Source organism: Fulvivirga imtechensis AK7 (genome assembly GCF_000331535.1).
Taxonomy (GTDB): domain Bacteria; phylum Bacteroidota; class Bacteroidia; order Cytophagales; family Cyclobacteriaceae; genus Fulvivirga; species Fulvivirga imtechensis.
Window position 1 is genome coordinate 35,284 of sequence record NZ_AMZN01000066.1, and the last position, 21,691, is coordinate 56,974.

Annotated in this window: 17 protein-coding genes and 1 pseudogene; 14 read left to right on the forward strand and 4 right to left on the reverse strand. The window is 42.8% G+C overall.

The window, feature by feature from the left end:
* Positions 1–61 precede the first annotated feature (61 nt).
* The gene (gene fumC / locus C900_RS18730; protein ID WP_009581735.1) at positions 62–1,462 is read right to left on the reverse strand and encodes a class II fumarate hydratase; all 1,401 of its coding nucleotides are present in this window, start codon (positions 1,460–1,462) and stop codon (positions 62–64) included.
* 278 nt (positions 1,463–1,740) lie between these two features.
* On the opposite strand from fumC, the gene C900_RS28675 reads away from it, so the two are divergent.
* From C900_RS28675 to C900_RS18750, 4 genes are all read left to right on the forward strand, one after another.
* Positions 1,741–2,463: a LiaF transmembrane domain-containing protein gene (locus C900_RS28675; protein ID WP_009581736.1), complete on the forward strand. Its 723-nt coding sequence runs from the start codon at positions 1,741–1,743 to the stop codon at positions 2,461–2,463.
* Positions 2,464–2,770: 307 nt separating this feature from the next.
* Positions 2,771–3,844 (forward strand): sensor histidine kinase, encoded by a 1,074-nt coding sequence (locus C900_RS18740; protein ID WP_009581737.1) that lies wholly within the window; start codon positions 2,771–2,773, stop codon positions 3,842–3,844.
* Complete coding sequence (locus C900_RS18745) at positions 3,822–4,562, forward strand: LytR/AlgR family response regulator transcription factor (protein ID WP_009581738.1); 741 nt, start codon at positions 3,822–3,824, stop codon at positions 4,560–4,562. Before C900_RS18740 ends, C900_RS18745 begins: the two co-directional genes overlap by 23 nt.
* 143 nt (positions 4,563–4,705) lie before the next feature.
* Positions 4,706–6,241, forward strand: coding sequence for a S8 family serine peptidase (locus C900_RS18750; RefSeq protein ID WP_157494076.1), 1,536 nt, complete (start codon positions 4,706–4,708; stop codon positions 6,239–6,241).
* A gap of 377 nt (positions 6,242–6,618) precedes the next feature.
* Here the strand turns inward: C900_RS18750 and C900_RS18755 are convergent, their stop codons facing one another.
* A complete protein-coding gene (locus C900_RS18755) occupies positions 6,619–7,164 on the reverse strand; it encodes an RNA methyltransferase (protein WP_040497096.1) in 546 nt (181 codons plus the stop codon).
* 298 nt (positions 7,165–7,462) lie between these two features.
* Between C900_RS18755 and C900_RS18760 the strand changes: the two genes are divergently transcribed.
* Together C900_RS18760 and mutS are read left to right on the forward strand one after the other, a co-directional pair.
* Positions 7,463–7,864, forward strand: a complete 402-nt coding sequence (locus C900_RS18760) for a GNAT family N-acetyltransferase (RefSeq protein WP_009581741.1) — start codon at positions 7,463–7,465, stop codon at positions 7,862–7,864.
* A 150-nt stretch (positions 7,865–8,014) separates the two neighbouring features.
* Positions 8,015–10,624: a DNA mismatch repair protein MutS gene (mutS, locus tag C900_RS18765; RefSeq protein WP_009581742.1), complete on the forward strand. Its 2,610-nt coding sequence runs from the start codon at positions 8,015–8,017 to the stop codon at positions 10,622–10,624.
* Positions 10,625–10,661: 37 nt separating this feature from the next.
* Here mutS and C900_RS28680 read toward each other — a convergent pair whose 3' ends face one another.
* Positions 10,662–12,029 (reverse strand): sensor histidine kinase, encoded by a 1,368-nt coding sequence (locus tag C900_RS28680; protein ID WP_051052904.1) that lies wholly within the window; start codon positions 12,027–12,029, stop codon positions 10,662–10,664.
* A 265-nt stretch (positions 12,030–12,294) separates the two neighbouring features.
* Between C900_RS28680 and C900_RS18775 the strand changes: the two genes are divergently transcribed.
* The 6 genes from C900_RS18775 to C900_RS18795 all read left to right on the forward strand — a co-directional run bounded on the left by C900_RS18775 (position 12,295) and on the right by C900_RS18795 (position 17,802).
* A complete protein-coding gene (locus tag C900_RS18775; protein WP_009581744.1) occupies positions 12,295–13,245 on the forward strand; it encodes an acyl-CoA desaturase in 951 nt (316 codons plus the stop codon).
* Positions 13,246–13,381: 136 nt separating this feature from the next.
* Positions 13,382–13,546, forward strand: coding sequence for a hypothetical protein (locus C900_RS30005; protein ID WP_009581745.1), 165 nt, complete (start codon positions 13,382–13,384; stop codon positions 13,544–13,546).
* 82 nt (positions 13,547–13,628) lie between these two features.
* On the forward strand, positions 13,629–15,203 hold the full coding sequence (locus tag C900_RS28685; protein ID WP_009581746.1) for a sensor histidine kinase: 1,575 nt from the start codon (positions 13,629–13,631) through the stop codon (positions 15,201–15,203).
* A 1-nt stretch (position 15,204) separates the two neighbouring features.
* Positions 15,205–15,888: a response regulator transcription factor gene (locus C900_RS18785; RefSeq protein ID WP_009581747.1), complete on the forward strand. Its 684-nt coding sequence runs from the start codon at positions 15,205–15,207 to the stop codon at positions 15,886–15,888.
* Positions 15,889–16,354: 466 nt separating this feature from the next.
* Positions 16,355–16,765 carry a hypothetical protein gene (locus tag C900_RS18790; protein ID WP_040497097.1) on the forward strand — a complete coding sequence of 137 codons (411 nt, stop codon included), beginning with the start codon at positions 16,355–16,357 and terminating at the stop codon, positions 16,763–16,765.
* Positions 16,766–16,848: 83 nt separating this feature from the next.
* Entirely contained in the window at positions 16,849–17,802 is a 954-nt protein-coding gene (locus C900_RS18795; RefSeq protein WP_157494077.1) for a beta galactosidase jelly roll domain-containing protein, read from the forward strand.
* 48 nt (positions 17,803–17,850) lie between these two features.
* On the opposite strand, the gene C900_RS18800 is transcribed toward C900_RS18795, so the two are convergent.
* Positions 17,851–19,428 (reverse strand): hypothetical protein, encoded by a 1,578-nt coding sequence (locus C900_RS18800; protein WP_009581751.1) that lies wholly within the window; start codon positions 19,426–19,428, stop codon positions 17,851–17,853.
* Between the two features lie 950 nt (positions 19,429–20,378).
* Here C900_RS18800 and C900_RS18805 point away from each other — a divergent pair.
* Together C900_RS18805 and C900_RS18810 are read left to right on the forward strand one after the other, a co-directional pair.
* Positions 20,379–20,822, forward strand: coding sequence for an acyl-CoA thioesterase (locus tag C900_RS18805; protein WP_009581754.1), 444 nt, complete (start codon positions 20,379–20,381; stop codon positions 20,820–20,822).
* A gap of 288 nt (positions 20,823–21,110) precedes the next feature.
* Positions 21,111–21,691: pseudogene (locus C900_RS18810) on the forward strand (HD domain-containing protein).

Consider the following 21,691-nt stretch of genomic DNA (forward strand, 5'->3'; position numbering starts at 1 on the left):
TATGCTGTATTTTGTAAAAATTTGTTGAAAATATACTCAATTTAACTAAAAATTAAAAAAATTACTTCTTTAAGCTGCCAACCATGTCTTCGGGTTTTACCCATTGATCAAATTCCTGTTCCGTTAAAAAGCCGGATTTTATGGCCTCTTCTTTTAGTGTAGTACCATTTTCATGTGCAGATTTAGCAATTTTTGCGGCTTTTTCATAGCCAATATGAGTATTTAATGCAGTCACCAGCATCAAACTGTTATTCAGGTGCTGCTCAATATTTTTATAATTAGGCTCTATGCCTATAGCACAATTTTCTTCAAAAGATACGCACGCATCACCAATTAGCCTTGCCGATTGCAGGAAATTATAAGCCATAACCGGCTTAAATACATTCAGTTCATAGTGTCCCTGAGCGCCACCAACAGTGATAGCCATATCGTTGCCCATTACCTGGGCACATACCATAGTCAGCGCTTCGCTCTGTGTTGGGTTCACTTTACCCGGCATGATGGACGAACCAGGCTCATTAGCCGGAATGTTGATCTCACCAATACCAGATCTCGGACCAGAGGCAAGCATGCGAATATCATTTGCTATTTTGTTCAATGAAACAGCCAGTTGCTTCAGAGCGCCATGAGATTCTACAATGGCATCATGAGCTGCCAGGGCCTCAAATTTATTGTCTGCACTCTTAAAAGGAAGTCCGGTAAACTCGGCAATCTTTTTAGCTACCAACTCAGCATAGCCTTCAGGAGTGTTGATGCCGGTACCAACAGCAGTGCCACCTAATGCCAGTTCCGAAAGGTGATCCAGTGTATTCTTTAGTGCCTTCAGTCCGTGGTCGAGTTGAGAAACATACCCTGAAAACTCTTGTCCAAGGGTAAGAGGTGTGGCATCCATCAGGTGTGTTCTGCCTATTTTTACCACATTCATATACTCCTCTGATTTCTTTTTCAGCGTATCGCGCAGCTTCTCTACCCCGGGAATCGTTCTCTCTACCACCATTTTATAACAAGCTATGTGCATACCTGTAGGGAAAGTGTCATTGGAAGACTGCGACTTGTTTACATCGTCATTGGGGTGGATAACAGATTTTCCTTCACCTAATTTATTGCCGGCCAATACATGCGCGCGATTGGCAATTACCTCATTGGTATTCATGTTAGACTGTGTACCTGAGCCTGTTTGCCAGATCACGAGTGGAAACTGATCATCATGCTTGCCTTCCAGGATCTCATCACATACGCTGGAGATCAGATCTCTTTTTTCTTCAGCCAGCACACCCAAAGCATGATTAGCATGTGCTGCGGCCTTTTTCAGGTAAGCAAAGCCATAGATAATTTCCAGCGGCATGCTGGCTTCCTCACCGATCTTAAAGTTGTTTCTCGAACGTTCTGTCTGAGCGCCCCAATATTTATCCGCGGGTACCTTTACTTCGCCCATAGTGTCTTTTTCTATTCTGAATTCCATGTTGGTCTGGCATTTTGTGATTTTCCCGGCAAATTTAGGAAAAGTTCCGAGTTCTTAACTCCCACTTTATAGTTTTTGGAAACGCAAAACCAAAGCCTCCAATACTAATAAACTAAGAACGAAGAAATTGAGAACGGTGAACGACAAACGGTGAACTGAGAACTGCTTAACCCATCTCCTTTCGGCATTCACCGGTAACCCTTCGGTACTTGCCGATTATCACCAACTTAGCTGTCCGTAACACAGTATAATTGTATATAAATTAAAACGACAAAATCATGAGCGAGCATCACACAAATCACTCCAACGACAAAAGATTATGGTTAGGAGTTATCCTCGTAGCCATAGGTGGCGTATGGTTGTTAGACAACCTGAATATCATTCCGTATTATATCCCTCACTATTTCTTCTCCTGGAAGACGTTCCTGATCGTGCTCGGTCTTTATTTCACATTGGGTAGAAACAGATCTGAGGCAGGTATAATCATGATAGCAGTAGGAACGATTTTCCTTCTTCAGGACATTGGCCTGTTCTATGTCCGAAATATCTGGCACATCTTCTGGCCTGCCATTATTATTGTAATAGGTATTTCGCTGATCATGCGAAGGTCAGGCTTTGGAAGGGAGCATAGTTCTGACGAAAAAAAAAATAGTTTAGATTATATTGATGATTTTGCCATAATAGGTGGCAGAGACCGGAAGGTTGATTCTCAGAATTTCAAGGGAGGCAAAATAACAGCCATGTTCGGCGGCTCAGAAATAGACCTTCGTGGAGCACAGTTGGCGGAAGGGGTAAATGTGATCGACCTTTTCGTAGTTTTCGGTGGATCTGTGATCATAGTGCCTCCCGATTGGAATGTTAAGGTTGAAGTAACGTCTATTTTGGGCGGATTCAGTGATAAGCGATCTTCGGCACTTAAAGTTGTTCCAAACTCAGACAAGGTGCTGGTTGTGAAAGGTTTCGTGATGTTTGGAGGTGGAGAAGTAAAATATAAGGTATAAAAATTTCGTTTTCCATTGCATGAAATGATCATAAACTTTATTCATCCAAATAATACCAATCCAGGATGAATAAAGTTTATGGCGAATTCAATACTTACGTGTCGGAATGCACTACAGCATGTAAGGGCATGTGACAGTTGAAAACAAAAAATATACACAGGAAATGTTTAACGGGACTGTCTCAAAAGTCAGTCGTCATTCCAAACTTGATTTGGAATCCCCCTGGAAATGAGCAGAACCTAACCCGGGGGTCACAAGGAGACGTTTGAGGACGTTCAGGTTACGTAAAAATCCCGATTTTAGAAGTATGAAACATCCTTTTGCTGGTAAAGCATTATATTTTTATGTTGCCATTTGGATAGCAGTTATTATTATACATGTGGCAGCCTTACATCTTTACTTCGGCTTCGACTGGGACCTGGCGCTTTCTGATGCTGTTATACACAACTGTCTCATCATGGGTATAGGCTTGAGCTATTGGTATGTGGTCCAGTATATTTCTCCAAGTCATCAAGGTACCGCAGGAAGTATCATCAGCCAGGTGGTAGGTATACTCATCACAAGTTCAATAGTATCATTTGGAGCCCGTGCCATTCTAAAAGCGCTGTATTCGGGTGATGGGGCTTATATGGCCTTTCTCACCGACGGGTTTCCCTGGCGAATTGTACAAAGCACATTTGCCCTTGCTTTGGTTGTAGTGATCTATTACCTGCTCAAATATACCCACAACTTGAAAGAGCGGGAGCGGGAAGAATTACAGCTTCAGGATATGCTGAAACATGCCGAACTTGAGATGCTCAAGTTCCAGATCAATCCACATTTTATTTTTAACAGTCTCAATTCCATCAGCTCGCTTACTATCATTGATGCCGACAAGGCCCGGGATATGGTCATCAAGCTCTCGGATTTTCTAAGGTCGTCACTGGGGAGTAAGAATGTTGACAAACATACACTGGAAGAAGAACTTGATCAGATGAACCTTTACCTGGAGATCGAGAAGGTGAGGTTTGGCGAACGGCTGCTGGCGGTTAACGAAATAGATCAGAAGTGCCTTTCCATGACCCTGCCTAACATGATCCTGCAGCCATTGTATGAAAATGCTATTAAATATGGTATTTATGAACAGTTGGACGATGTGAAAGTGAGTACCAGGTGTGTTTGTGAAAACAGATTTTTAAAAATATCCATTTCAAATAACTATGACTCAGAGGCAATAGTCCAAAAAGGAAAAGGGATCGGGTTGAAGAATGTCAGCAACAGACTTGAGCTGATCTATGGTATCTCGGGTCTGATGACCATAGAAAAGAACAGAACCATTTTTACTGTACATTTGCTCATACCTCAACAAACAGAAGATCATGATCACAGCAGTAGTAATTGATGATGAAAAGCTTGCACGGGACATTGTAAGGTCATACCTGAAAGCTTTCCCTCAAATTGAGATAGTTGGAGAATGCGCCAATGGTTTTGAGGGAGTAAAAACTATCAGCGAACTGCAGCCGGATCTTATTTTTTTGGATGTTCAGATGCCTAAGTTAACCGGTTTCGAGATGCTGGAGCTTTTGGATCATATACCGGTTATCATTTTTAGTACTGCTTTCGATCAGTATGCAATAAAGGCATTTGAAAAAAGTGCTGCGGATTATTTGCTGAAGCCATATTCGCAGATACGGTTTAACGAAGCGGTAGAAAAAGCGTTGAGCAAATTAGATGCACAACATGTTCATGGCTTAAAAGATATACGGCAGACCCGGGAACAATACGCTGAGACCCTGGATCGTGTGGTGGTGAGGGTAGGACATAAAATTATTATTATTCCCCTGGATAAAATAGAATATATCGAGGCACAAGACGATTATGTGGCGATCTATAGCGAAGGGAAAAAACACCTCAAGCAGCTTACCATGAAATATCTGGAGACTTCGCTACCGAAAGATGGCTTTACGCGCGTTCATAGATCCTTTATTGTGAATATCAATCAGATCGACAGGCTGGAAGCATACTCCAAGGATGCTTTCGTTGCGGTTTTAAAAAATGCCCGGACAGTACCTGTCAGCAGGAGTGGTTATACGCTATTAAAAGAGGTCCTCCATTTTTAGAAGCAGCAAAAACCCGTTAAAACTTACATCGTCAGTTATTGATGCCTTTCCGAATTGGTTTTGGATTGAAAAATATCGAATTTTTCGAAACAGGGCTTTTGTCCCTGAAAATCAATTTTCTAACAAACCTAAACCAAAAACCAATGACCAACTACAGAATGTTGTTTATCCTGTTGGGCTTTTTGCTCATCAGGTGTTCAGATGACCCTAATGAAATAGCAGAACCTCTTAAAGATCAAAAGGATCAACTGATTCCCAAGGATCAAATCGATGATCTTATCATTAACTCCCTGAAAGCTACCAATGAATTTCACTGGGAGCAGGTATCCGACCAGGTATTGTGGAGTGCTCTGATGCACAGCGATAGCTCCCTTGTAGTCGGATATAAACCTGACGGGGAAGGGGATATCAATTCCAGAATGGCTACTATTGACATCAACCAAAAGGCCTGGGTACAGGCAAAAAATAATGTAGTAGAAGAAGCCCTACAGGTGATAAACCAAAGCAATGCACGCCAGCTTAATGCTGATGATATAGTGCTAAAGGCGCATGAAGTACTGCCTCAGGTAGAGATGAAGATTGAAGACATTGCGGTGATTTCGCGCCTGCGCAGCATGCCTAACATCAGGTATTTAGAGCCACTCACTTACGAGCTCGATTCACGGCAGACTGACAATGGTCGCGAAACCAGTGAAAAAGGATGTTCTAATGATCCGGATTACGGCATTCCGACAGGTGATTATGTGAATGTAGCTCCTAATGCCAAAGTTTCATGGAATTATAACTACATGAATATCCCTCAGGCATGGAACCACTCAACCGGAAGTGGTATCGGTGTAGGTCTGATCGACACAGGGGTATCTCCCGACCAGCTTAAGCTCAACGGAGAGTTTAATTCAGGTTACTCAAGCGGACGCACCGTCTCGAAGCATGGCTTCTTTGTCAGCTCCTGGTGGTGGTGGGCATCCCCCGATGGACCTAACGATCAGTGCGGACATGGTACAGCAATGGCAGGAGCTATTGCAGCTCCAAGAAGCAATACAGGAACGTCAGTCGGTGTGGCCTACAACTCCAATCTGATAGCAGTGAGAGGTACTGGCGATGTGGTAATAAATTCCGGAAATGAAAAGACTGGGGTTTCCGATGCTCTGGTATTCCTGGGCAACAGATCGGATGTGAAGATTATCAGCATGTCGATAGGCGATGTATTTAGCAGCTCTAATGTGGCCGATGCCATACGCTATGCCCATGGTAAAGGCAAACTGATCTTTGCAGCCGCCGGAACCTCGACTTCATGGACTAATTGGTATGGAGTAATATTCCCGGCTAACATGAATGAGACAGTAGCCGTTACCGGTATTAAAGAAGGCAACGGGTATACACGCTGTGACATCTGTCATTCAGGAAGTAAGGTAGACTTTACCATTGTAATGGAGAGGGCCAATACCAACAAGCATCCTCTATCGCTGGCAATGAGTGGCAACACGCCATCAACAGTTGGAGGCTCTTCCGTGGCTACTGCCACCGCTGCAGGTATTGCAGCCCTGGTATGGTCCAAAAACCCAGGCTGGACGCGCGATCAGGTGCTAAATAAAATGAAGCAAACCGCTGATCTCTACCCTAGCAGGAGTTCAGAGTTTGGATGGGGGACCCTGGATGCCCTGGCAGCAGTGCAATAATTTAGAATAATTTTATTGTAACCGGTGCCTTTGTGGTTTTACCGCAAATGGCTACGAAGGTACCGGGAGCAATAAGCTTAAGATTCAAGGTCTAAGGCAGAGGCAGTAGGCAAAATAGGGTTCTGAGTATTTAGTCGTGAGTATTGAGTATTAAGTTACGAATGCTTCTTTCTAAGGGGTGTAGTTCGAGTGATCAGTAAACGGTGATCGGTAATAGGTGTAGCGTACATGCTTCTCATCGGATGAGTGTCTTCTCAAAGCATGTTGCATCCGATGAATGATGTGGCAGTCGAAAGACCGAAGTCGGAAGCATCGGCAACGTGAAAACCAACAACATCAAACTTCAAACAGGAACAGGAAACCTCAAACTCTAAACATCAAACACGAAACAGATCACCAGTAAGCTTATTATAAAAATCCCAAACCACAATCCCGACACTTACCGAGATATTGAGCGAGTGCTTGGTTCCATACTGAGGGATCTCTATGCAGATATCAGAATTTTGTACCACCTTTTCATCCACACCAAAAACCTCATTTCCGAATACCAGACAATATTTTTTTCCTTTTTCGGGTATAAACTTATCGAGCATTACGCTCTTATCCACCTGTTCGATCGAAATGATCTCATAGCCACGACTTTTTAGCTCCAAAACAAAGGTAGCAGGATCTTCCACGTGCTCCCATTCTACTGATTCCGTAGCGCCCAGAGCTGTTTTTGTAATATCACGATGAGGAGGCGTGCCCGTAATGCCACCCAGGTAAAGTTTCTCTATCAAAAAAGCGTCAGCGGTACGAAAGGCAGAGCCAACATTGTTGAGGCTGCGCACGTTGTCTAGCAATATACTTACAGGCAGTTTTTCGCTTTTTTTAAATTCCTCCACCGTTTTACGTTCCAGTTCCTCATTATCGAGCTTTCGCATCATAAAAAATTTTTGTTACTTTACCTCAGACTAGCAAATAGCCTCTGAAATTTACAAATCTAACATTTAGCCCTCAATACACTCCTGAGCACAGACCTGGAATTGTATTGTCCTGAATTCACATGAAGCTCATCAAGAGTTGCTTTCAAATTATTTCAAGACAATTTAAATTCTACATCAATGTTAGTAATCGAAACCGAACGATTAAAGTTAATACCATTAAAGTTTTGAACAACTCCAACTGCTCAGGCAAGGCCGGCCGCTTCTGGAGGCATCATTGGGGCTAAGGCGATCCGCCATGGAAGTGGATGACGTGTTTATGGCAGAAATGGAAGAAGCTATGGGCTTTTGGCTGGAGGGCGCCCGCAGGTATCCTGAGCAGTACGCCTGGTTTACCAATTGGGAGATTGTTCTAAAGGCGGAAAATATGACGGTTGGAGGCATAGGCCTCACTGGCTTACCGGATGAACATGGAGAAGTGATGACCGGGTATTTCATCGATAAGAAGTACCACAGCCAAGGGCTGGCTTCGGAAGCACTGGCCGCACTGGTGAACTGGGTGTTTTCACATCCCGGAGCTGAAGCCATACGGGCAGACACACCCGTGGATAATATTTCATCGCAGCGGGTCCTGGATAAGAACCGGTTTGTAAAAATCGGTGAGCATGACAGGTGTTTTCAGTGGAAGCGATCTAAGTAGGAATCTCAACCACAGAGGAAGCAGAGGTTTCGCAGAGAGAAGCGGAGATTATTACTTCACGCTGTTCGGTTAATCTCTGTTCCCTCAGCGCCAAAAAAAATTGCTAATAGCTTTAAAATAATTAATCTTTGTGACTGTAATTATCTTACGATGGCTAAAACAAAGGATGCTAAGGAAACACCGTTAATGAAGCAGTACAATGCTATTAAAGCAAAGTACCCGGGGGCGTTGTTGCTGTTTAGAGTGGGTGATTTCTACGAAACCTTTGGCGAGGATGCCATAAAGGCCAGTAAAGTACTCGATATCGTACTTACTAAGAGGGCCAATGGCGCTGCCTCCCACATTGAGCTGGCAGGATTCCCGCATCATTCGTTGGATAATTACTTGCCCAAGTTGGTGAGAGCAGGCAACCGCGTAGCTATCTGCGATCAATTGGAAGATCCGAAATCGGTGAAAGGTATTGTCAAAAGAGGAGTTACCGAGCTAGTGACACCGGGGTTATCTTTTAATGACAATGTACTTGAAAAAAAGGCCAACAACTTCCTTGCCTCCGTTCATTTTAATAAAGAAAAAGCAGGTGTAGCATTTCTCGATGTCTCCACAGGTGAGTTTATGGCCGCCCAGGGATCTGCCGACTATATTTCCAAGCTCTTTCAGGGTTTTAATCCTTCCGAGGTGATCTATTGTAAGGCAGCAAAAGAGCAGCTCAGGAATCTGTTTCAGGACGATTACAATGTTTTTGCACTTGATGAATGGATATACAGTTTCGATTTTGGCTATGAAAAACTGACCAGCCACTTCCAGACAGCCACTTTAAAAGGCTATGGAATAGAGGGTATGGATGATGCCATTATTGCTGCAGGGGCCATACTTCATTACCTCGAGGAAACGGAGCATCGTGAGGTGAAACATATCTCTTCCATCTCAAGGATTGACGAGGACCGATATGTGTGGCTCGATAAGTTCACCATCCGCAACCTGGAGTTAATATATCCTCAGCACGATGGGGGTGTACCGCTTATTGATGTCCTGGATTGCACCGTAACACCTATGGGGTCACGGCTTTTAAAAAAATGGATGGTACTTCCGCTGAAAGAAATCACGGCTATTAACCAACGACTTAAGACCGTAAAAGGTTTTTATGAAAATCAGGAGTTGTTGGATGATATACAACAAAACCTGAAGCAAATAGGCGACCTGGAAAGGTTGATCTCCAAAGTAGCAGTAGGCAGGATCAATCCGCGTGAGATGAATCAGCTTAAAAAAGCGCTTCAGAATACTGCACCTATCAAGCAAACACTGCAGGCAAGCAGCTTTGAAGAGCTGAAGAAACTTGCTGACCAGATCAACCCCTGTGAATTTTTACTTGAGAAGATCAACAAAGAGCTTAAAGAAGAGGTGCCTCTCACTGCCAATGTAGGTGGCCTGATCAGAGATGGTGTGAATGAGGAGTTAGATGAACTGAGAAAAATAGCTTACTCAGGTAAAGATTACCTCATTCAGATACAAAAACGTGAAGTCGAGCGTACGGGAATACCTTCACTAAAGATCGCTTACAATAAAGTCTTTGGCTATTACCTGGAAGTAAGCAACGCACACAAAGAAAAAGTACCATCAGAATGGATCCGAAAGCAAACACTTGTTAACGCGGAGAGGTACATCACGGAAGAGCTCAAGATCTACGAGGATAAGATATTAAATGCCGAAGAAAAGCTGTTTGTAATAGAGCAGCAGCTTTTTATGGAGTTGGTAACAAGTGCAGCCGACTATGTAACGCAAATCCAGCAAAATGCCAGAGTACTGGCTACCATTGACTGCCTCAATTCCTTTGCCATAATAGCCAAATCGAACAAATATGTGATGCCTGAAGTGAACGACAGCACTGCTATCGACATCAAAGAAGGCAGGCATCCGGTCATTGAAAAGCAATTGCCGTTAGGTGAGTCCTATATACCCAATGATGTTTTCCTGGATAACGATCACCAGCAGATCATGATCATCACCGGTCCTAACATGGCCGGTAAGTCGGCCCTGCTACGGCAGACAGCCCTGATCGTACTCATGACGCAGATGGGCTCCTTTGTGCCGGCAAAGAGTGCTTCCATAGGCATTATTGATAAAGTATTTACCCGTGTAGGCGCTTCTGATAATCTGTCCAAAGGTGAATCTACCTTTATGGTGGAAATGACCGAAACGGCCAGTATACTCAACAACCTGAGCGACCGCAGCCTGGTATTAATGGATGAGATCGGTCGGGGCACCAGCACTTACGATGGTGTGTCTATCGCCTGGTCTATTGTAGAGTTCCTGCATAACCACAGGGACTACCGGGTGAAAACATTATTTGCTACCCATTATCACGAACTGAATCAGCTTACGGAAGATTTCCCTCGCATTAAAAACTTTAATGTTTCCGTAAAGGAGGTAGGTGACAAGATTATATTCATGCGTAAGCTGAAGGAAGGTGGTAGTGAGCATAGCTTTGGTATCCATGTGGCCCAACTGGCTGGCATGCCCAATAAAGTGGTGATCAGAGCCAATGAGATCATGCATTTCCTGGAAAAGGACAAGCACAAAAATGATACCCGCAAAAAGCTGGAAGAAGTACCCAAAGCCAACTATCAGATGAGCCTTTTTGAAGCAGACCCACGCTTCAAGGAAGTTACCAGCATGATGCAGGCGCTCGATATTAATACCATTTCTCCTGTAGAAGCCCTGCTGAAGCTGAACGAGATCAAGACGATATTGGAGAAGAAATAGGGCTTAATGCGATATCGTATCAGTGATTGGAATAATTCTAAGAAACGGTAGTGGTGCTTTTCTTATCAAAAAATACAATGAAGGAAGATCCTTTGTTCACGTTACTCTGCACTTCTACTTTTCCACCAAGGGCCTCTACCTGGGTTTTAGTCATAAATAAGCCTATCCCTTTAGAATCGTGGCCGGAGTGAAATGTATTTCTTAGTCCGAACACCATATTTCCATATCTGTTCAGATCAATTCCCTGGCCGTTGTCTGTAACCCTGAGCTGAATGTATCCATCAATTTTATCAGTTTCGACATGAATGTGGAGCGTTCTGTCCGGAGATCGGTATTTGATGGCATTAGATAAAAAATTATGGAAAATGCTCTCCAGGTACGCCTTGGGATAAATAATTACCGGAAACCTGAAATCGGTCGTTATCACAGCTCCACTCATAAGAATATCCCCCTGCAGAGAATTGACAACCTTATTATAGATTTCTTCGAACTGCAGTTCTTCTCTCTCCACGCTTGTACTTTTCTTTACCTGAAGCATCTCAAGAAGCTCATTAAGCGTTTCGTTAAGATTCTGAGAAACCTTCTTTAGCTTTTGAAATATGAGTTGATAATCTTCAACAGTGCTGTCTTCATTTAAAAGTGATATCAGGGAGGAGATGTTGCTGGCAGGAGAGCGAATGTTATGAGATGTCAAATGTGCAAAATCATCTAATTGTCTGTTTTGATGATTAAGCTTTTGAATTAATATATCCTGCTTTTTTTGTAATTCCAGGGTTGTTTTTGCATCATTTCTGATTCGTATGTAGAACAGAAAGACTACACCAATAACGAATCCGGTGAAGATTAAAAAGAAAGTATTTTGTCTGACAATATAATGCTCATTACGGTTAGTAATACTGTTTATATTGGCCATTTGTTCAGATTCCAGAGCTTTGCTGATAATTCTGATGCTATCCATAATATTTTTTCCTCTACCGGTAGAAATAAACCTCAAAGCTGCTGTCTGTTCTTCATTTCTTCTAAGTGAAATAGCCGTATTGCTGATCTCTATTTTTTTCTGCACCCAGCTCCGGAGTTGACTGAGATTTACTTTCTGGCCTGTATTATTTTGTGAGAGGCTATCTATGATATTTAGACTTTTGGCTAACTCTGACCTGGCTTCTGTCATTGGGTCCAAAAAAACATCATTCCCTGTGATAACAAAACCACGGTGTGCAGCTTCAATATCGGTAATGGAGGATTCCACCTTCTCAAGATAGTATAGAAACTCCTGCATTTGTGTTACCAATTGGCGTCCGCTCCTTGTATAGAAGGTGCTTTGTAGTACCGAATAAAGTAACGCTAATAAAATGGCTATGACTACAGTAAATAAAACATCAATTTTGGTTATCAGGTTTAGTGACATAGGACACTTGCTGCATCTGGTCTGGTTATTTACAAGATCATAAAGCTAAATGGAACTTGATATTAGTGTAAAACAAAAGATGGATGTGGATAGTTTTGTAAGTCATTTTATTTATTTGAGACAAGCATGACAATATATCATATCTGCAAACTGTCTATCCTAATTGTTTTTATTTTATCTAACTGAACCTTTATTCAACAATATACCTTAATACTAAATAATCCGTACCTTTACGGTTCATTTAGTGTTTTTTAATGACATCGGTATGTCAGAAGTAGTATTAGAAAAAAGAAATAAGCCCATTCTGAAGCAGGAGATTGCTTTTGCAGTGGTACACCTCCTGCCTTTGGCGGCCATTTGGACAGGGGCAACATTGTTTGACTGGATCGTTTGCGCGGTTCTGTATTTTGGTAGAATGTTTTGGATAACCGGTGGCTACCACCGTTATTTTTCTCATAAATCGTATAAGACATCACGTTGGTTTCAGTTTATCATCGCCTTTATGGCACAAACCTCAGCTCAAAAGGGAGCGCTATGGTGGGCTGCACACCACAGGCATCACCACAGGCATAGCGACCAGCCGGAAGATCCACATTCTATGAAGCTTTATGGCTTCTGGTATTCGCATATCGGCTGGATTGTTGGCCCGGACTATAAAGAAACAGACTATAAAACTATTGGTGACTATGCCAAATATCCGGAGTTGGTGTGGCTGAATAAAAATTATATGGTACCACCGCTAGTGTTGGCGCTTACTGTTATGGCTGTGGGCGGTTGGGTCAATGGAGGAAGTCCTTTATTGATGTTTACACATCATGGTTTTTCTACCCTTTTCATTGGATTTTTCCTGAGTACAGTGATTCTTTACCACGGCACATTTTCCATTAATTCTATTATGCACAAGTTCGGCAAGCAGCGCTATGAGTCTGGTGATGAATCGAAAAACAGCTTATGGCTGGCTCTGCTAACTCTTGGAGAAGGATGGCACAACAATCACCACTATTATGAAGTAGCAGCCCGAAATGGCTTCTTCTGGTGGGAAATAGATTTCACATACTACGGCCTCAAAGCGCTGAGCTGGATGGGCCTTGTCTGGGATTTAAAGGGCGTGCCTGAACACATCTTGTATTCTAAAAATAAGAAGCATGCGAAGGAACTGGCAGCTAAGATGAAAGAAGGTAGCCTAACCCCGCAAGATCTAAGAAAATCCGCATAGATACCTGAGTCATTTACACACCACGCACTCAGCTCGTTAACATTCTGCATCAATCCGGAAGAAAAATAAAAAGTAGGCGCATGGCAACTTTTTTATATCCCAGATCGTTTGTAGAATTGGATAATATAAAGAAGATATGACTTCGTTGTTTTTAGAATTTCAGACAAAGTTTCGAAAAACAGGAAGGGTACACTTTAAAGGTTTTCAGGAAGCTTTTACGCTTTTCCAGCAGGTGGATAGGATGACTAAACCATGGCTGGAAGATGAAGATCTGGAACCCTCTCCTGAACTAATCGACTAAGGTTTCAAAAGTTAGTCTTTGGAAGGCGACTTTTGAAACCGCCTTTATAACTTCAGCCCCTTCCTTTCCGTAAGCTATCCTAGTGAATTCCATCAGAAAAACAGGCCTTATTCTATTGCTGGTATTTTTGCTACCTGCAGTTTTTTATTCTGCTTATGAGATCTCATCACTTAATAAAAATGAAGAGGTGATCAATCAGATATATCAGAATCAGTTGGATGCTATTCTTTATTCTGTAAATCAGTATTCTGATGATGTAACCAGTAGGTGGATATCCAAAATAGAAGCAGGGCTTAAGGAATATGACACGAACGATACCATTCCGGAAAAGATATATGAACTGCTACAGTTCAACCCGGGTATCAGTTACATTTTTCTGGCCGACACAACGAATGGCGTGCCTCCTATAGCGTTTTCCATGACAGATTCTCTTCGTGGAGTAAAGGCCTTTGATACGATGGCTTCAATGATCTTAAGGAACCTCGAAAAGATCAACAGGCTGGTGAGGTATAAGCAGAGCGGATTTCAAAAAGTGGAGCCCCTGGATTTACCGGGGCATGCCACTGGACAAGTGGCGGTAGCATTTATTCTTAACGAGCCGGTAAAAGACAGGATTGTCTGTGTTATCGGCCTTACACCATCATTATTTATTACGGAAACTCTTAGCGCTAAACTGCAAACCATTGCCAGGGATAAATTTATCATATCAGCTTTTGAAAAGGGGCAGGAACAACCCGTATATTCTACCGTAGATACTGTTAATGACAAAAGCTACCTCTCAAGAGCTGTAACTAAGGACTTTTGGATACTACCCGATCATTACCTGGGGATCAACCTTAAGGGGCAGTCTATTGATAGCATTGTAAAAGAAAGGACGTATCTTAATCTGGGATTGATCCTGGTACTGGATGTAGTGCTGCTGCTGGGTGTCTGGCTGGCCTATAGAAACGTAAAAAGAGAGATACAACTGGCTCAAAATAAAGCTGATTTCGTATCGAACGTGTCGCACGAGATACGCACACCACTGGCGCTTATCAGTATGTTTGCTGAAACACTCGAAATGGACCGTGTGAAATCAAAGGAAAAGGAGCAGGAATACATAAGCATTATCCACAAGGAGACCAACCGATTAGCAGGGATAGTCAATAAAATACTGAATTTTTCTCAGCTTGAAGCCAAGAAAAACAACTTTATCTTTCAGGAAATTGCCTTGAATGCTGCCGTGGAGGAAGTACTCAGCACATACGAATATCATTTAATCAGCAAAGGATTTGAATACTCCTTCATGCCACAGAGCAATGAGGCCATATGGGCTGATAAGGAAGCGCTGCAGGAAGTGATCATCAATATCCTGGACAATGCCATAAAATACAGCCCGGATAAAAAGGTCATTGAGATCGTGACAGGTAATGCTGACTCCATGGCCTTTGTATCCGTAAAGGATCAGGGGATTGGAATTCAAAGGAAAGACCAGAAGTATATCTTCGATAAATTTTACCGTGTGCCTTCGGGGGATTTGGCGAAAGCCAGAGGCACAGGATTGGGATTATCTCTTGTTAAACAGATTGTAGAAGCTCATAACGGAAAGATAGAGGTGAAAAGTGAAGTGAATAAAGGCACAACCTTTACCATTTATTTTCCGAAAAAGAAAAAATAGGATGTCCACAATTTTAATCATAGAAGACGAGCCGGCCATGCGCCTGGGGCTAAAGGATAATCTCGAATTCGAGGGGTATCAGGTAGATTGGGCCGGAGACGGTGAGGAAGGCCTGGTCAAGATACAGTCTGCTAACTATGACCTTGTCTTGCTTGATGTAATGCTGCCAAAGCTCTCTGGCTTTGATGTGTGTAAGAAAGTGAGAAAGCAAGGGCTGCAAACACCCATCATCCTGCTCACTGCAAAAGGAGAAGAAATTGATAAGGTACTGGGGCTGGAATTTGGCGCAGACGATTATGTTACCAAACCCTTCAGTGTAAGGGAACTGATGGCTCGTATTAAAGCTATTCTTCGCAGAAGTCAGGCCACTGGCTCTAACCATGGAGAATCAATCAGTATAGGGAAGGTCACGGTAGACTTTAACAACTACACTGCAAAAGAAGGTGAAGAATATGTGAAAATGTCGCATAAGGAGTTTGAAGTGTTGCATTACCTTTACAGCCACAAAAATGAACTTGTGAGCCGCTATGACCTGCTGGAAGATGTATGGGGCTACGAAGAAAAACCTACCACACGCACTGTGGACAATTTCATAGTCAGGCTCAGACAAAAAATAGAGTCAAATCCTAACTCCCCCAAAATCATTATGACAGTGCATGGTGCTGGGTATAAATTGATATATTGATAAGTTCGAAGGCCCCTGTCTTTAAACAGCCTGACCCACCTCTGTGTCTCCTACCGAGAAGAGATTGGTTCACGTGTTTTGGATGGAGGTTCGTCTTTCACTTAAAACTCAACACTAGTGGCTAAATTGCCTACTGCTATTGCCTATCACCTACTTTGAATTTGGGGATGGCTTCGATACCTTCCCGAGACAACCTGGGACAGGCGCCATGACGTTGATGAATTTGTATTGAAGATGGAAATAAAAAGCACCGAAAGTATTCATAAGGTCTCCCCGATCTGAGGAGATGTCCGAAGAACAGAGCGGCATTCCGGCTCCCGACTTCGATCTTCGGACTTCCGACTTCCGACTCCCTTACAACCTGTGACATTCTTTTACAACAGTTTACTTTTCCATGACATCTTGCCCTGCTGTCAGGCCGTTATTTGTAGTAGATTCAAACAACAGGTCAAAAACAGTTAAAACAATGAAACTACAAGTAAAGATTTTAGCCGTGCTTTTATTGGTAGCCGGTATCAGCACAGCATCAATGGCAACAGATCCGAAGAAAACTGATGTAGCCGTAAAAATATTGCCTTCTGGTAAAAATGGTTTATTGAAGTTGCTTTATGTTAATCCGGGTCAGAAAAACGTAGAAGTAAAATTTTACGATGAAAAAGGGGTGCTTTTTACGGAAAATGTAAAGAGCAATAGATTCAAAGATGGCTTCATTAAGTTCTACGACATTAGGGAACTTAAGCCGGGTAAATATTGGTTGGAAGTAGTTGATACCGAACAATCAGTAAAGTATGCGATTTCACTTACCAAAAACACAATGTGGGTCAACTACTGGGATAATTATTTACCTGCAGATCAGGCGGTAGCCATGAAGAAATAAAGTTTTCATAAGGGTGGTTTTGGGGTGACTTATTCTGAAATGAATGAGGAACCCCTTAACTTTATGTGTTTAATGAAAAGAAATTGAAATACCTGTTTACCTTTTTTATAAGTATAATATGCATTTCAACCTATGCCCAGGAGCGATTAGTTAATCTGGAGGGTAAGTGGAAATTTTCCATTGGTGACAACCATGACTGGTCAACTGCCGGTTTTAATGATTCAAAATGGGAGTCTATTAATGTTCCGGGTATATGGGAAGACCAGGGTTTTCACGGCTATGATGGCTTCGCCTGGTACAGAACCACTTTTAATGGACAGAGTCTTCCGAGAAATCAGACGCTTTACCTCGATCTGGGCTACATCGATGATGCTGACCAAGTGTATGTGAATGGCAAAATGATAGGTTTCTCAGGATTTATGCCTCCTAAATTCAAAACCGCCTATTCTGCAAAGCGGCTATACCACTTGCCGGTTGAATATATTAATTTCAACGGTCAAAACACCATAGCAATACGCGTATTTGATGTAGTAAATGAGGGAGGTATCGTCAGCGGCAGACCTGGGATCTACCGCTCTGAGGCCAATGCGGCTTTACTATTCGACCTTCAGGGGTTATGGCAATTCAAAATAGGACGGATCAATGACAGCAGATCGTGGAATGAGATCATGGTGCCTATACCATGGGAAGCGCAGGGTTATGACCGCTACGATGGCTGGGCCACCTACAAAAAAACTTTCCGGTTGCCCGATAATATTGATAGAAATGAGCTGGTACTGATCATGGGTAAAGTGGATGATTTTGACAAAACCTATTTTAATGGAGCATTAATAGGCGCTACTCGTGATAACCTGAGATTAGGCCGGAGCCGTTCGTATAATGAACTTCGTGCATATGACATTCCGCCAGAGCTGATCAGGCGTGGAGAAGATAATACTATAATCATAGAAGTAGAAGACATCGGTCTGACAGGTGGTATCTGGCAGGGTCCGGTAGGAATTACTACAAAAACCAGGTACTACAGATACTTGCGGTAGATGTAGCGCCAGCCATTGCTGTCCATTGCGTAGCACGCTGCGTCTAGCTTAATTTCCTCTCTCTCTGGAGGTTCCTGTTCCGGTTCTTGTTTTGGGTTTTGTTGACGCTCCTGTCCTGCTGGCGGGCTGGCTGCTTGGCGTTTTTGACCTGTGATTGTACTCTGATCGCTCCCAGGTTCTTTGGTGGAGGTCGCGGGCCCTGTTGAGCTTGTAGGTTTCACTCGGAGGCGTGCTTTGTCTGATCGTTTTTTCAGGCGGTGTTTCACGGTAGTAGATTGTATTACGGGTTTCTCCTGTAAGGTTAGGGTAGCGCTTACTATTTTGTTCCAGGTAGGTGTCCCGGGTTACGGTGCGATTGCTCTCATTAACTTTCCGGTAGTTGCGTTCAAACTGACCATATTCCTTCAATTTTTCCAGTCTTCTGCTGTCGTCACTGATCAGTTGGCGGGTGACCTCACTGCGGCTTTCATTTTCCCACTCGCCCACAGCAGCGGATAAGCCGCTCCTGCTTGGCCCGGGTCCTCGCTTGTTGTAGTACCGGATCACATAATCCGAAAAGTGAGGATACAAGTAGTGATGGTATGGTATACCAAAATACCATCTGACAAAATAGTAAGAAGGAAGCCCCACCACCATAATAGCGCGTTGGTCACCGTAATAATAGCCCCAATGATACCAATAAGGATACCAGTACCAGTAAAATGAAGGATACCAGGCGGGATATCCAAACCAGTAAGGATAATGGTAGTAATAGTGATAGTACACATCTACCCGTTCATCATCAGCTCCCTTTTCCTTTTTCGTGCCTTTTTTCGGGGCAACGGCATTAGGGTACATAGGGTCATATTCTATATACCCGTTATCTTGAGAAAACGCTGCTGAAGCCTGTTCAAATTCTTGCAGTGCACGTGGGTTATCTTTCAGGCCTTCCTGCCATTCGTTGATCTCCTCAGCATATCTGCGTGATACATCTGCCTGAATGGCATCCAATTTTTGCCTTACTAAATCCGGGTTTTTAGCGTACAGGTCACCTACCAATATGGCTAACTTCAGATTTTCCGTGAGCATGTAGATCACTTCCGGATATTTTATCAATAAATGAATGGCATCCTGAGTCTTTTTCTGATATGGCTTTAGCATCACCTCTACTGCTTCATCAGCTTCAAGAGTGAGGGCATGTATCTTCTCCAAAGTACGCAGACGGGCTACTCCAAAATCGAGCGCAGCTTCATGCACTTCATTGGGGTAATCTTTAAGTATACCCTGGACCTGGCTCCTGGTTTTTTGCCCGCCTTCCACAAGCTTTTTGATCAGGCCATTATATTTGGTAAGCTCCCAATATTTTTTTTGGTCTGTCTCAGGAAGATACTGGATCAGTTCTTTAAAAGATTGACTGGTTTTATTTTGAATAGCCCCAATTTTTACCAGCAGCTCCGGATGTAATGTGCTTTCCAGAATAGCCTCTCTGATATTGTCAGGGTACAACGACAACGCTTCTATTTCTTCCTGGCTATTTTGGACCAATTGTTTTAATGCGGCAGAGTCTCCGTTCTGGTTCTGGGCAGGCAGTGAATAGCTGAGGCAGCCAGCTATAACTACGGTGAATATATATTTTGTTAGGTCCATGGCTCGGTAGTAAAAGGTTCAGTGTGGCTAAGTACGCAGGTTTTTGTATGATTTCTAAGGAGGTACGTCATACCTTGGGGTGATTTTGATCACTCGTGCCTTTGCAGTCTAACCAAGTGTATTAAGGATACTAAACAAAATGATCAATAACAGCAATACGATGGCTACTATGGTGATTCTTCGGTTCATTAGCTAAATTTTTGCAGGAGGCATTATAACGTTCAAGGTCGCTGAGTCATCCTCTGTTTTCAATGATGAAAGTCTCCTGATCTGATGGCTTTCGTCATCGTAAAATCTTCTTTTATGTTGCAACTTTACATCATCAGGTAAGTGATAAAAGACTGGTGTAAAAACCAGGCTGCTTATGCTTTCTGGCTTCTTGAAATTTATTCATTTTTACGAAAATGAATGGAAGGATGAAGCAGGACATATTCAGTCAGATCCTGAAAACTCAGGTTGGATGGTGAAGTCACAATAACAGTAGCCTGACATTTGATATGTTCTACGGGATATGTTAAATGAGACGGGAAGTTTATCTTAGTTTTAAGGTAAGTTTCCCGTCTTTTGTTTTTTTATGTTTTGAGATATGAGATTTGAGACGTGAGATATGAGATTGAGAAAGGGAACAGGTGAGAAAATTCGGATTTAAAACTATAATTTACGAATTAAGCGAAAAAAGTTGGGGACCTGGAATATTCAAAAGATTGATCTGCTTTACACTATCATCTAATTTTTCAAGGAAACCACTGTTTATCAATAACATTTACACCATCTCCCCAAAATATTGCTTGCCCCAATTACCACGTCATCCTGAAAATTTCGGAGAGGAACGGAGAAAATATTCAGGATCTTCCTGAACAGAAGCAAAGCCAGAACTCATGCGGGCGCCACGGATCGAAGAGTTGATCTTCCGTCTTCCGCCTTCCAACTTAAACCGTATCTTTGCCGGCATGGATATCTTCAACTCATTCACTTTTAGGCAGGAGCTTCAGGTACGCTGGATGGACCTCGATCCTTTGGCACATGTTAACAACTCGATCTACATACAATATTTTGAACTAGGCAGGGGAAAATATATGTCTGCCGCCAGCTCCACGTGGGACTGGCATAAAAATATGTTCCTGATCGCAAGCATTACCTGCGACTATAAAAGAGAGCTTAAGCTCACTGACCACAACCCAGCCGTATGGGTGCGCACTTTGCGCTTCGGAGCTAAAAGTTTTGAACTGGAATACCTCATCTGTTCTGAAAAACAGGGTGAAACTATTCTTCATGCCCAGGGCAGAAGCACTCAGGTAATGTTCGACATGAAAGAAAGAAGTACCTTTCAAATTCCTGAGTGGCTGAGAAATGAGATCACCGCTTATGAGAAATCAGGTAGTATTTTATTGTAGGGAATGCTGATCTGCCGCTGATAAAATATTGGCTATATAGTGTCTCTAAGAAAACGCCTGCGTTGCGCTTGCCTCAAAAATGCTCTTCCCGACAACTGTAACAACTGTACGGAACTATCGCTTTTTTGGGAATTCATCCCGATCTTTGGCGGGAACGTTTTCCTAAAGCCGCTTAGAGTTTTCTTACAAGCACTATGTAACTGTGACATCCTGTAGTTTGCAAAACTTAGCGAAAACAGCACCGTTTAAAACAGAATAGCAATTTAAATTTTAGGAAATTAAAAAATCATGTCTCTGGAAAACCTCTCAAAACAACTGGCCTTCATTAAAGAGATCGATAAGCTCAAGTACATTCAGCGCAAAACAAGGCTGTTCAATAGTGACCGCAATGAAAATGATGCCGAACATAGCTGGCATCTGGCGGTAATGGCCCTTGTGCTGGTTGAGCATTCCAATGAGAAGATCGACCTGCTGAGGGTTTTGAAAATGGTACTGATCCATGACATTGTGGAAATAGATGCCGGAGATACTTTCCTGTATGACGCCAAGAGAGATGCTGGCAACGAAGAAGCAGAGCGTGAGGCTGCCAGAAGAATATTTGGCATGTTACCCAAAGAACAGGCCGAAGAGTTGATAGCGATCTGGGAAGAGTTCGAAGAGGGGAAACCAAAGAAGCTAAATTTGCTCATTCCCTTGACAGGCTCGAACCAGTGCTGCAAAACGATTCCAACCAGGGAGGTACCTGGGCCGAGTATAATGTGCCTCGTGAAAAAGTGATCAGCAAAGTATGCGTGATGGAGAAGGGGTCTGCCAGGTTGTGGAGCCACGCTGAGGGGTTAATCGCGAATTTTTACATCGACAAAGAATAG

What these genes read in the sequence shown, in the direction of transcription:
- fumC (WP_009581735.1), bottom strand. Translation starts at nt 1,462, where the DNA reads ATGGAATTCAGAATAGAAAAAGACACTATGGGCGAAGTAAAGGTACCC.
- C900_RS28675 (WP_009581736.1), top strand. Translation starts at nt 1,741, where the DNA reads ATGAGCGAGCATCACACAAATCACTCCAACGACAAAAGATTATGGTTA.
- C900_RS18740 (WP_009581737.1), top strand. Translation starts at nt 2,771, where the DNA reads ATGAAACATCCTTTTGCTGGTAAAGCATTATATTTTTATGTTGCCATT.
- C900_RS18745 (WP_009581738.1), top strand. Translation starts at nt 3,822, where the DNA reads ATGATCACAGCAGTAGTAATTGATGATGAAAAGCTTGCACGGGACATT.
- C900_RS18750 (WP_157494076.1), top strand. Translation starts at nt 4,706, where the DNA reads ATGACCAACTACAGAATGTTGTTTATCCTGTTGGGCTTTTTGCTCATC.
- C900_RS18755 (WP_040497096.1), bottom strand. Translation starts at nt 7,164, where the DNA reads ATGCGAAAGCTCGATAATGAGGAACTGGAACGTAAAACGGTGGAGGAA.
- C900_RS18760 (WP_009581741.1), top strand. Translation starts at nt 7,463, where the DNA reads ATGGAAGTGGATGACGTGTTTATGGCAGAAATGGAAGAAGCTATGGGC.
- mutS (WP_009581742.1), top strand. Translation starts at nt 8,015, where the DNA reads ATGGCTAAAACAAAGGATGCTAAGGAAACACCGTTAATGAAGCAGTAC.
- C900_RS28680 (WP_051052904.1), bottom strand. Translation starts at nt 12,029, where the DNA reads ATGTCACTAAACCTGATAACCAAAATTGATGTTTTATTTACTGTAGTC.
- C900_RS18775 (WP_009581744.1), top strand. Translation starts at nt 12,295, where the DNA reads ATGTCAGAAGTAGTATTAGAAAAAAGAAATAAGCCCATTCTGAAGCAG.
- C900_RS30005 (WP_009581745.1), top strand. Translation starts at nt 13,382, where the DNA reads ATGACTTCGTTGTTTTTAGAATTTCAGACAAAGTTTCGAAAAACAGGA.
- C900_RS18785 (WP_009581747.1), top strand. Translation starts at nt 15,205, where the DNA reads ATGTCCACAATTTTAATCATAGAAGACGAGCCGGCCATGCGCCTGGGG.
- C900_RS18790 (WP_040497097.1), top strand. Translation starts at nt 16,355, where the DNA reads ATGAAACTACAAGTAAAGATTTTAGCCGTGCTTTTATTGGTAGCCGGT.
- C900_RS18800 (WP_009581751.1), bottom strand. Translation starts at nt 19,428, where the DNA reads ATGGACCTAACAAAATATATATTCACCGTAGTTATAGCTGGCTGCCTC.
- C900_RS18805 (WP_009581754.1), top strand. Translation starts at nt 20,379, where the DNA reads ATGGATATCTTCAACTCATTCACTTTTAGGCAGGAGCTTCAGGTACGC.